Annotated in this window: 12 protein-coding genes; 9 read left to right on the top strand and 3 right to left on the bottom strand. The window is 42.1% G+C overall.

Annotation, left to right across the window (positions count from 1 at the left end; translation table 11 throughout):
- Positions 1 to 139 precede the first annotated feature (139 nt).
- The 6 genes from QZX97_RS00690 to QZX97_RS00665 all read left to right on the top strand — a co-directional run bounded on the left by QZX97_RS00690 (position 140) and on the right by QZX97_RS00665 (position 3,951).
- Positions 140 to 670 carry a hypothetical protein gene (locus QZX97_RS00690; protein WP_295663990.1) on the top strand — a complete coding sequence of 177 codons (531 nt, stop codon included), beginning with the start codon at positions 140 to 142 and terminating at the stop codon, positions 668 to 670.
- Complete coding sequence (locus tag QZX97_RS00685; protein ID WP_295655186.1) at positions 670 to 1,713, top strand: hypothetical protein; 1,044 nt, start codon at positions 670 to 672, stop codon at positions 1,711 to 1,713. Before QZX97_RS00690 ends, QZX97_RS00685 begins: the two co-directional genes overlap by 1 nt.
- Positions 1,710 to 2,789 (top strand): hypothetical protein, encoded by a 1,080-nt coding sequence (locus QZX97_RS00680; protein ID WP_295655188.1) that lies wholly within the window; start codon positions 1,710 to 1,712, stop codon positions 2,787 to 2,789. Before QZX97_RS00685 ends, QZX97_RS00680 begins: the two co-directional genes overlap by 4 nt.
- Positions 2,790 to 2,795: 6 nt before the next feature.
- Complete coding sequence (locus tag QZX97_RS00675) at positions 2,796 to 2,942, top strand: hypothetical protein (RefSeq protein ID WP_295655189.1); 147 nt, start codon at positions 2,796 to 2,798, stop codon at positions 2,940 to 2,942.
- 53 nt (positions 2,943 to 2,995) lie between these two features.
- A complete protein-coding gene (locus tag QZX97_RS00670; RefSeq protein ID WP_295655192.1) occupies positions 2,996 to 3,469 on the top strand; it encodes a DUF3347 domain-containing protein in 474 nt (157 codons plus the stop codon).
- Positions 3,470 to 3,705: 236 nt separating this feature from the next.
- The gene (locus QZX97_RS00665; protein WP_295655194.1) at positions 3,706 to 3,951 is read left to right on the top strand and encodes a YtxH domain-containing protein; all 246 of its coding nucleotides are present in this window, start codon (positions 3,706 to 3,708) and stop codon (positions 3,949 to 3,951) included.
- Here QZX97_RS00665 and QZX97_RS00660 read toward each other — a convergent pair.
- Positions 3,948 to 4,295 (bottom strand): TfoX/Sxy family protein, encoded by a 348-nt coding sequence (locus tag QZX97_RS00660; protein ID WP_295655196.1) that lies wholly within the window; start codon positions 4,293 to 4,295, stop codon positions 3,948 to 3,950. The two genes, QZX97_RS00665 and QZX97_RS00660, sit on opposite strands and share 4 nt — an antisense overlap.
- Before the next feature lie 146 nt (positions 4,296 to 4,441).
- Here QZX97_RS00660 and QZX97_RS00655 point away from each other — a divergent pair, with 146 nt between their 5' ends.
- The gene (locus QZX97_RS00655) at positions 4,442 to 7,192 is read left to right on the top strand and encodes a glycoside hydrolase family 2 TIM barrel-domain containing protein (RefSeq protein ID WP_295655198.1); all 2,751 of its coding nucleotides are present in this window, start codon (positions 4,442 to 4,444) and stop codon (positions 7,190 to 7,192) included.
- A 14-nt stretch (positions 7,193 to 7,206) separates the two neighbouring features.
- The gene (locus QZX97_RS00650) at positions 7,207 to 7,794 is read left to right on the top strand and encodes a hypothetical protein (RefSeq protein ID WP_295663987.1); all 588 of its coding nucleotides are present in this window, start codon (positions 7,207 to 7,209) and stop codon (positions 7,792 to 7,794) included.
- A 13-nt stretch (positions 7,795 to 7,807) separates the two neighbouring features.
- Here the strand turns inward: QZX97_RS00650 and QZX97_RS00645 are convergent, their stop codons facing one another.
- Positions 7,808 to 8,407, bottom strand: a complete 600-nt coding sequence (locus QZX97_RS00645; RefSeq protein WP_295655202.1) for a porin family protein — start codon at positions 8,405 to 8,407, stop codon at positions 7,808 to 7,810.
- Between the two features lie 110 nt (positions 8,408 to 8,517).
- Here QZX97_RS00645 and QZX97_RS00640 point away from each other — a divergent pair, with 110 nt between their 5' ends.
- Positions 8,518 to 9,207 carry a pseudouridine synthase gene (locus QZX97_RS00640; protein ID WP_295663994.1) on the top strand — a complete coding sequence of 230 codons (690 nt, stop codon included), beginning with the start codon at positions 8,518 to 8,520 and terminating at the stop codon, positions 9,205 to 9,207.
- 51 nt (positions 9,208 to 9,258) lie between these two features.
- Here the strand turns inward: QZX97_RS00640 and QZX97_RS00635 are convergent, their stop codons facing one another.
- Complete coding sequence (locus tag QZX97_RS00635; RefSeq protein WP_295655205.1) at positions 9,259 to 9,447, bottom strand: hypothetical protein; 189 nt, start codon at positions 9,445 to 9,447, stop codon at positions 9,259 to 9,261.
- Between the last annotated feature and the right edge of the window lie 138 nt (positions 9,448 to 9,585).

Below are 9,585 nucleotides of genomic sequence, written 5' to 3'. Positions count from 1 at the left end.
TGCCTATGAAAAAATAAAATCACAGATCACTTGCACCCCCAAAATGGAAAACTTAGCTTTACTTTAAACCCGAAACACTACACAAGCCTTGGTTCACTTTAGTTTGACGACGTACAGTAGATATGATAAAAACGGCAACATGATTTTAATTTATGGAAAGTTTGTGGGGCACGGTTATTCTAAAATGAAAAGCTATTTTAATGCTGAAAATAGACTCGTGAAACGTTATACCATACGCAGAGGCACTCCGTCTGAATATAAAAACAAAGAGGTATTTTATTATATCAACACTAAAACAGGGTTTACGCAATTAAATCAAAACCCCAATAGCAAAGATTCTTTAAATACCATCGGAGCAACAGACTATGATTTGCGCGGCAATAAAATTAAGGATTATATATGGGGAGATGAGTCATCGGTAACGGCAGCGTGGACGTATAATGACAGGCGCCAATTGTTAACTGCGATGCAAAAAGATGTTTATTATGAAAAGGCCATTTTGAGTGGAAATGGAAAATATCCGGTCAAAGGTTATGGAAAACTACTTACTCTGCATCAGAATTTAGATACACTAACCTATAATACCGATGGGAATTTAAGCACAGGCTTAGCTTACTATGATGATAAACTTACCATGGTTATTAAATGGTACTACAAAAAATTTGACTGATGCGATATCTGAAAGCCTACTCAATTTTATTCTTTTTAACTTGCTTGATGTATCACGCTAAAGGTCAGACCGACCATGAGCGTATTGCCGCTCATAAAATTAAAGAAGTTGATACATACCAAATCTCAGTCAACGTTGGCGAATTGACGGGAGATAGCATCCTTTATAATCAGGATTTTTACGATAAAAAAGGGTATATAACAAAAGCCATAAGTGAAGACTCCGCACCATATTATTTTAAGATAATATACAACAAGAGAGGGCAAATAATCAAACGCGCTAATTATGAAGGTGAAAAGATGATTTATGCCGATAGTTCGTTTTATAACAAAAAAGGACAGTTAACTACCAAATGGGCGTATCGACCTCAAGACAGTAGTTATATATTATACACCTATCAATATAACAAGTATGGACGTTTAGCAAAAGGAACTGAATTAAATAAAAAAACTTTATATAGAGGAAGTAGCTGGTATAAATATCTTGGGAATACGGATAAAATTGTCTATCTCTACTCAAAGTCAACAAAGGGGACTGTAAACATTCAAATGCATAAATACAATAAAAAACACCAATTAATTGAAGATTACTATAAAAATTTTCAGGGCCATGAACTGAAGCTTGCTGGGAAAAATATCTATAGTTACATACATGATGCTGATGGAATGAAACAAACAGAAAAAATTTATTCCAAAGATTCGTTGACCCAAATTGAAGAAACCGAATATGACAAAAGAGGCAACAAGCTTAAAATATATACTACCGAGTACGGAGTTAAGGAATTAGTATACGAAGGAAAGTATAATGATAAAAACCAATTAATAGAAAGTATGCAAAGAACGGGTTCAGTTAGTTATGCTAAGTTGCCGAACAGCCAGTTGTCAGACTATTCAAAACAAATCATTAATTATTATGATTTCGACGAAACACATGATTTTTTCACGTATAATTCCTATGGAGACGCGTTGCAAACCCTAACTTATAACAAATACCATTTACTTATGGGTAAATACAAGTACTACTACAAATACTACGATAAATGAAATACATCTTTATCTTACTCCTCACCACCACCACCTTCGCCCAAACCAACCCCCAAAAAGATGAAAAAAAACTCGCCGGGGCTGATCGTCAGTTTTACTCATCACACAAAATTCAGGAGGTTGACGAATACCTGGTAAAACACGAAAGCGACCAACCCACCGACAGCACCTTGTTTTGCCGCATGTTTTATGATAAACGGGGTAATCTTATAAAGACAATCGAATATTCGCCAAATGCTTCAGCTCAAAAAATAATGCATCGCACCACTACAAGCATGTATAATTATAATCATAAAAATGAATTAATTAATAAAACCTCAATTGCCGAACAATATTTATTGATTCATAATATCATAACCAAAGCCAATGACAATGGTATGTTTGATAAAGATGAAACGTATAAATATGATAAGAATGGCAATTTGGAAACAAGGAATTACGTGTCACCTACTGTAGAAGAAAGGACTATTGAAAACAACAACAAACTTTTTTCTAAAGGAAATCTTGTCATGTACAAAAGAAATTACACCGATAAATACAGTTATGATGAAAAAGGCAATTTGCTAATATTAGCTACATATACCGACGCGGGCAAACCTTTCGATACAAAACAATATATTTATAATGACAGATCCGAATTGATCAAAAATATGGTTTATAATGAGGTACAAAAAAAAATGATCACTACATCGGTTTTTAATTATACTCATATACCGGGGGGCTTACTAAAGCATATGGACACTTATGATGCAAGAGATTCGATAGTTAAACAGAATGATTACGAGTATGATATTAATGGTAACCAAACCAGGGAATACGAAACCGTTAAAACGAACAAGAGATTGATTGTTGACTTTAAATACAATGGGGATGGTCAGACCATCGAGTCGACAGGTGGGCCAATTGATACCAGGTATACAATTTATAATGACGTTCGGCGCGATGGCCTTGCTCATTTATTTTACAGCTATGATGGTGACGGCAAGCTCGTAACCATCAAAAAATATGAAAAAGACCCTTCAACAACTAAAGAGAATTTAACGGCCATCCAGCTCATAACTTACAAAACCTATTAACAAAAAATGAAAGTAAAGATCAGTGCTTTTTTAGTTTTAATGCTGCTAACAGCCAGCAGCGAGGCCGATATCAAAAAACAATTGTCCGCGGCAAATACATTAGGTATCAACTTTATTTACCCACATCGGGCCATTTGCCGGAGTTTTAGTTAATGATAAAAACAATCCCAAAAACCCGTATTATTGTACTGCAAAGAATGATTACCATGAAATTGATTAAATACACCCTGTTAGCCCTTGCCTTGTTTGCGTTTAGTTTAACATATGCCACCGGCCCGGGACCGGTGTTTAAAGACGCTTCCTTAAATACCCTCTGGCAAAATTATGATGGGCTCGAAAAAGCCATCTTCTCGGCCAATGTCGCTACAGCAAAAGCATCCGCCTCAAAATTGGCCGATGAAGCCAAAACGATGAAAAATTTCCCCGCCATTGCCACAGAAGCACAGGCCATCGCAGCCGCAACCACCATCGACGCGCAGCGCAAACACTTCGCTTTGTTAAGTAAATTATTGACCCCGGTATTTAAATCTTCAGGCCTTAGCTCGGGCAGTTTATATGTGGCACATTGCCCCATGTTCAACGGTGGTTCCGACTGGCTCACAGCCGAAAAAGAGGTAAAAAACCCCTTCTACGGTAGCCAAATGCCCGAATGTGGCAAGATTACCGAAGCCATTAAATAAATTTTTTAATAACCCATCGTAACAATTTTGCCGCACTGAACGTTTATATTTATAAATGACGATGTGTTTTTGGCCTTAAAATTGTCACTTTATCATTTTTGTATCACATTTTGGTACAAATATTGATATGTTAATAAAAAATGATGCATCGCATTTTCAAATTACACCATAATTAAGTAATTTGCGTTGTCATTAAAAATAACTTGAACCATAGATCAATTTATAAATTATAACTTATGAGCAATACATCAAAATCGGCTGCGTTCCTGCTTGCAGGTGTCGCGGCGGGGGTAACATTAGGTATGTTGTTCGCGCCACGCAAAGGCAGCGAAAACCGCGAAAAATTAGGTAACTCGGTAAAAAACCTGGGTGGTAAATTCGACAGCATTTTAGGCTTTACAGGCGGACTCATGTCATCCTACAAAAACAACGCCGACCTGTACGAAGCACAATACGACGACGTGGAACACGCCATTATCTAAGTTTTCTTTTTCTTTTTAGCCGCTTTAGCCTCTGTATTGTAGGCTACACACAGCGCAACCCAGTAATCAAATTCCCCTTTGGTACTAAAACCTTCTTCGCTAACATAAACGTAGCCTGGCATTGTTCTGCCTTTCATTTCCATTGCACGGCAGCCATGTCGTTCTAATGCTTCTTCAAATTTGTGGGGGCCTACACGGCAAAGCAGGCCATCATGGTTTACACAAATGCACATTTTTCCGTCCACCATAAAGGTTACGCCGCTAAACATCTTTTTTTCCTCCACATTGGGTAAGTCAACCAAGGCCTCACGCAGGCGGTCAACCAGCTTTTCATTATAAGCCATATGCTAATCCTTTTTTAGGTCAATCAAATATCATTATTGTTACGGTAATTAATAGCTTTAATGTATGGTTTTTAATAGATTTTAATACTTTTACAATTGGTAAACTTTGTTGAATACATCATCTTTATCAAACCAAAAAACCAATTATGAGGAAAATTTTACTCCCTGCCTTGCTGTCGCTTGTTTCTTTAACCGCCTTTTCTCAAGCTACCATTGTAAAGTACCTTTCGGGGACGGACAAGGACCACACCGTACAATGGGACTTTTATTGTACCGAAGGCCAAAACAGCAGTAAATGGACAAAAATCGCTGTGCCATCCAACTGGGAGCAACAAGGCTTTGGCTCTTATAATTATGGGATGGATAAAGTGAAATCCAACGAACAAGGCCTCTATAAATACAAATTTACAACCGACGCGGCTTTCAAAAACAAACGCGTATTTATTGTTTTCGATGGTTCGATGAGCGATACTGAAGTCAAAATAAACGGTAAACCGGTCGGCGATGTGCACCAAGGCAGCTTTTATCGTTTTAAATACGATATCACCGATTTACTGTTGCCCGCCGGCGATAACCTGCTCGAAGTTACCGTAAGCAAAACATCAGCCAACAAATCAGTAAACCGCGCCGAGCGAAACGGCGACTTCTGGATATTTGGTGGTATATTTCGTCCAGTATATTTGGAGATAGTCCCCGAAAGGCATATTGAACACATGGCCATTGATGCCAAGGCAGATGGCTCGTTCCTGGTGGATATTTATCCCAAAGATCTTTCAGGCGATGAAACCATCGAAGCCCAAATTCAAAAACTCAATGGCGAAAACGTAGGTAAACCATTCTCAATAAAGACCGATAAAGCGCAGGATATGGTCGAACTGAAAACCACGGTTGCTAATCCTTTATTATGGAGCAGCGAGTTCCCAAACCTGTATCAGGTTTGGGTTTCCATAAAAAACGGCAAGGGTATTGTTCACCAGGTTAAGCAGCAATTTGGTTTCCGCACAGTAGAGCTGCGCAAAAACGATGGCTTTTATGTAAACGGCGTAAAGATCATGTTCCGCGGTTGCGACCGCCACAGCTTTTGGCCCGAAACGGGTCGCACACTTAGTCACGATTTGCATGTGTTGGACGTTAACCTGATGAAGGAAATGAACATGAACGCCGTGCGCATGTCGCACTACCCGCCCGATGAGGATTTTATCCATGTATGCGATTCGTTGGGTTTGTATGTGTTGGACGAAGTTACCGGCTGGCATGCTGCCTACGATACCATAGTAGGCCGTAAAATTGTAAAGGAAATGGTTACCCGCGATGTAAACCACCCGGCCGTAGTCATTTGGGACAATGGTAACGAGGGCGGCTGGAATGTAGCATTAGATAACGACTACGCCTTGTACGACCCGCAAAAACGCATCGTTATCCATCCCTGGGCTAAACTCAATGGCACCAACACCAAACACTATCCCGACTATGCCTACATGCTCAACTCTGTAGCTACCGAGCAGGACGTACTCTTCCCAACCGAATTTATGCATGGCTTGTACGATGGTGGGGCAGGGGCAGCTTTAGATGATTTTTGGAACCTGATGCTCAAACACCCGCACAGTGCCGGTGGCTTTATCTGGGCATTTTTGGATGAAGCCGTAAGGCGCAGCGATAAAAATGGCGCCTATGATACCGATGGCAACCACGCCCCAGATGGCATAGTAGGCCCGCACCGCGAAAAGGAGGGGAGTTTTTACGCGATAAAGGAGATATGGTCGCCTATACATATCGACGCGCAACCTATCGACGCTACCTTTAACGGCAAACTTCAGGTTACCAACCGCTACTTTTTTACCAACCTTAAGCAGTGCAGTTTTATGTGGAAAGTGGCAACGTTACCATCCGCCTCAGCAAAATCTACCGATGCTAAAATTGTAGCAGGAGGTATACCCCCGTTATTTGATGTTGCACCCGGCGCTACGGGTATTTTACAGTTAAATCTGTCACCAATCTGGAAAAAGGGGGATGTATTATACTTAACCGCCTACGGGCCGGATAAAAAGGAAGTATGCACATGGAGCTGGCCCATCAAAGCGCCTGTCGTACCTAAAATAGCTAAAACAAGTTCAAGCAATGTTACCGCTACCGAAACCGGCACCGAGTTGTCGGTAAACTGTGGTGGCATCAAATACAATTTCGACGAAAAAACCGGATATATTCAAAAGGTGATAAAATCAACCGGCGATATATCCTTATCGGGTGGCCCTGTGCTGGCCGGTGTTAATTGCGACCTAAAACAATTTACCCATACCAGCAACAACGGGCAATGCATTGTTGATGCCGACTATCAGGGAGCAACCGGTGCCTTGCATGTAAAATGGACATTCGCATCGGGCCAACCCGCCAAACTCGACTACAAATACAGCCAAACCGGCGATGCGGATTTTATCGGCATTACCTTCAACTATCCGGAATCTAAAATCACAGGCATGAAATGGGAGGGCCGGGGCCCTTACCGAGTTTGGAAAAACCGCCTGAAAGGGCAGCAATTTGGCGTTTGGCACAAAGATTACAATGACGCCATTACCGGCGAAACATGGGGCTACCCCGAGTTTAAAGGCTACCATGCCGAAGTAAATTGGGTAACCATCGAAAATAAAGAATCGCCCTTTACCGTTTACACGGACAACAAAAACATGTATTTTCAAATGTTGCACCCATCACGCGAGAAAGATGCTCTCAAGAACAATAATGTTGAACCGGCTTTTCCAGAAGGCAGCTTAGGATTTTTGAGCGCAATTGCACCGATAGGTACCAAGTTCCAGGCGGCAAAAGTAATGGGTCCGGCCAGTCAGAAAAACACACCATCAGCCCAACCGGTAACCGGCACACTTTGGTTCGATTTTAAATGATAACCCATCAAACGATGAAAAAAATACTACTTTGCTTGTGCTGTTTAGGATTATCGGCCTTATGCATGGCTCAAACGGCCTTAACGCCAAAGAAGAAGCACCAGGATACCTACAACAAGTTTAAACTGGATGTTGCTTTAGGTGGCGCGCTCCCGGTAGGTGGTCAGCCAAGCCAAATGTTAGTGCTCACTGTCGAGCCCCAATACCGGTTCTCCGACGAAAATGAAATCGGTTTCCGCATACAGGATGCCTTTTTGCGACAATTAAACAGCAGCTCGCTCGACGGTATTACCGTTTCACCTATCGACTCTTATTGCCTAACTGCCGACCATTACTTTTCAAACCATTTTTTCCGGCCATTCGTCAGCTCGGGTTTTGGCTTGTTCAGGCAGGGGGCAGTGGTTAATCAGGCAGCGCCATCGCAAAGTATTGCCGAAGCAAACCATATCGGCGCTTTCCCGCGTATTGGTTTCGAAATAGGTGTCCTTCGCTTCGATGTGGAGTACAACTACCTCAAAAACTACCCCAGTGGCGTAAATCCAAGCTACTTTTCCGTTAACGCCGGTTTCTTTTTGGGCGGTGGCGGTTTAGACAGGAAATAAGCTAAAGCTGCTTTTACAGGAAGTTGACGGCCAAACTCAAATTCCACAAATTCAGCTTATCCGAATAGTTGGCATCGTTGTTCAGGGTACTTAAGCCAAGCTCATAGCGCAAGTCAACGGAAATACTTTTAATATCTACACCTGCACCAAATTGCCATGCCAAATCCTGGTTTTTATAATTGCGGACAGTCGCCGCGCTCACTAACGCGTTGCTGAAACTTTGGTCCTTATTGATGAGGAATGACACCATTGGCCCGGTATTGATATGACCTCCCAAGCCCAGTGCCCCAAACCTGAAGGCCAATAACAACGGCACATCAATACTATTAAAGGTTACAGTATTGGTATTACCCGAACCATCCACCACGGTCGAACTTTTGCTGGCATAATACAGTTCCGGTTGAAAGTTAAGGCCTAAAGCACCAACCCTGGCCCATATACCTGCGTTGTACCCGGCACGGTTGCCACTGCTGAAAGCCGTGCTGCCACTGGTGGAAAATTGCGCGAAGTTGAGTCCGCCTTTTACGCCAAAAGCAAAACTTGGTATAACCTGTGCCGAGGCGATCAAGGAAGTGGTTAATAAAAAGGCGATGATGAATACTATCTTTTTCATAGGTTAATGGTTTGATGTACAACGTGCTAAATTAAGCTTTGTTATCGTATATCAACATACAAGCCAATGGTTTGTTTAAAAATATAACAAAGGCTTACCTTAGCGGCGATATGCCCACGCTCGATATTCTCTTTCAGGACGATTACTTGATCGCCGTCAACAAGCCGCATGGCCTGTTGGTGCACCGCTCGTCCATCGCTGCTGATGCCGCGGAATTTGCCTTGCAGATACTACGCGACCAGCTAAACCGCCACGTGTTCCCGGCGCACCGGCTCGACCGCAAAACAGGCGGGGTATTGCTGTTTGCTTTGGATAAGGATACCGAAAAATTGATGCAAAGGCAGTTTATGGAAAACCGGGTCAAAAAAACATATCTTGCCATTGTTCGTGGTCACACGGTAGATGAGGAGGCTATAGACTACCCCTTGCGAAAAGAGAATGGCACTTTACAAGATGCCTTTACACGCTATAAAACACTCAATCGAGCCGAGTTAGAAGTGCCTTTCGGTAACCATCCTACGTCGCGCTATTCATTAGTTGAGGCTAAGCCCGAAACAGGCCGAATGCACCAGTTGCGCAAACACTTTAGCCATATCTTTCACCCCATTATCGGCGACCGTACCCACGGCTGCAACAAGCAAAATAAACTGTTTAAAGAGCGTTGGCAAATGGAAACCATGCTGCTTCATGCCTCCCAACTTAGCTTTAAGCATCCCTTAACACACAGAACAATAACAGTAAATGCACCAATACAACCCGAATTTATAAGGGCGATGAATTTGATGGGGTGGAACAAATAGACTTTTAAAGTCTCTCCGTTAGCCAACTGAGGAGACCCGATAGCTATCCGGTTAAAGGGGGCTTTGACTCGGTACCACCGCCATCATTTGATGGTAAACATACTTCCCTATGCGGGCCGCGGGGTCATTAACCAATAAAGGTTTCAAATATTCCTCATCCTTTACATCAACTATGCCCAAGCCATACACGCCGGCAGGGTCCAGAACCGGGCCGTATATCAGCATAATTCCCTGGTCCATATAGTTTTTTCAATAGGCCCTGTGCAATTGCATAATGGCTATTTCTTCGGGCGTAATATCCTGTGGGAAGGTTGGCCGTGGCGACAATAATTTGATTGCGAAATACATGATTAATGATTTAGGGTTTTTCCAATTTAA

Source organism: uncultured Mucilaginibacter sp. (genome assembly GCF_903893715.1).
Classification (GTDB): Bacteria; Bacteroidota; Bacteroidia; order Sphingobacteriales; family Sphingobacteriaceae; genus Mucilaginibacter.
The sequence above is the reverse complement of the archived record's forward strand: the minus strand, read 5'-3'. Positions and strand labels throughout refer to the sequence as shown.

Bases quoted from the DNA above. Each gene is read 5' to 3' on its own strand.
- QZX97_RS00690 (WP_295663990.1), top strand. From the start codon at position 140: ATGATTTTAATTTATGGAAAGTTTGTGGGGCACGGTTATTCTAAAATG.
- QZX97_RS00685 (WP_295655186.1), top strand. From the start codon at position 670: ATGCGATATCTGAAAGCCTACTCAATTTTATTCTTTTTAACTTGCTTG.
- QZX97_RS00680 (WP_295655188.1), top strand. From the start codon at position 1,710: ATGAAATACATCTTTATCTTACTCCTCACCACCACCACCTTCGCCCAA.
- QZX97_RS00675 (WP_295655189.1), top strand. From the start codon at position 2,796: ATGAAAGTAAAGATCAGTGCTTTTTTAGTTTTAATGCTGCTAACAGCC.
- QZX97_RS00670 (WP_295655192.1), top strand. From the start codon at position 2,996: ATGAAATTGATTAAATACACCCTGTTAGCCCTTGCCTTGTTTGCGTTT.
- QZX97_RS00665 (WP_295655194.1), top strand. From the start codon at position 3,706: ATGAGCAATACATCAAAATCGGCTGCGTTCCTGCTTGCAGGTGTCGCG.
- QZX97_RS00660 (WP_295655196.1), bottom strand. From the start codon at position 4,295: ATGGCTTATAATGAAAAGCTGGTTGACCGCCTGCGTGAGGCCTTGGTT.
- QZX97_RS00655 (WP_295655198.1), top strand. From the start codon at position 4,442: ATGAGGAAAATTTTACTCCCTGCCTTGCTGTCGCTTGTTTCTTTAACC.
- QZX97_RS00650 (WP_295663987.1), top strand. From the start codon at position 7,207: ATGAAAAAAATACTACTTTGCTTGTGCTGTTTAGGATTATCGGCCTTA.
- QZX97_RS00645 (WP_295655202.1), bottom strand. From the start codon at position 8,407: ATGAAAAAGATAGTATTCATCATCGCCTTTTTATTAACCACTTCCTTG.
- QZX97_RS00640 (WP_295663994.1), top strand. From the start codon at position 8,518: ATGCCCACGCTCGATATTCTCTTTCAGGACGATTACTTGATCGCCGTC.
- QZX97_RS00635 (WP_295655205.1), bottom strand. From the start codon at position 9,447: ATGGACCAGGGAATTATGCTGATATACGGCCCGGTTCTGGACCCTGCC.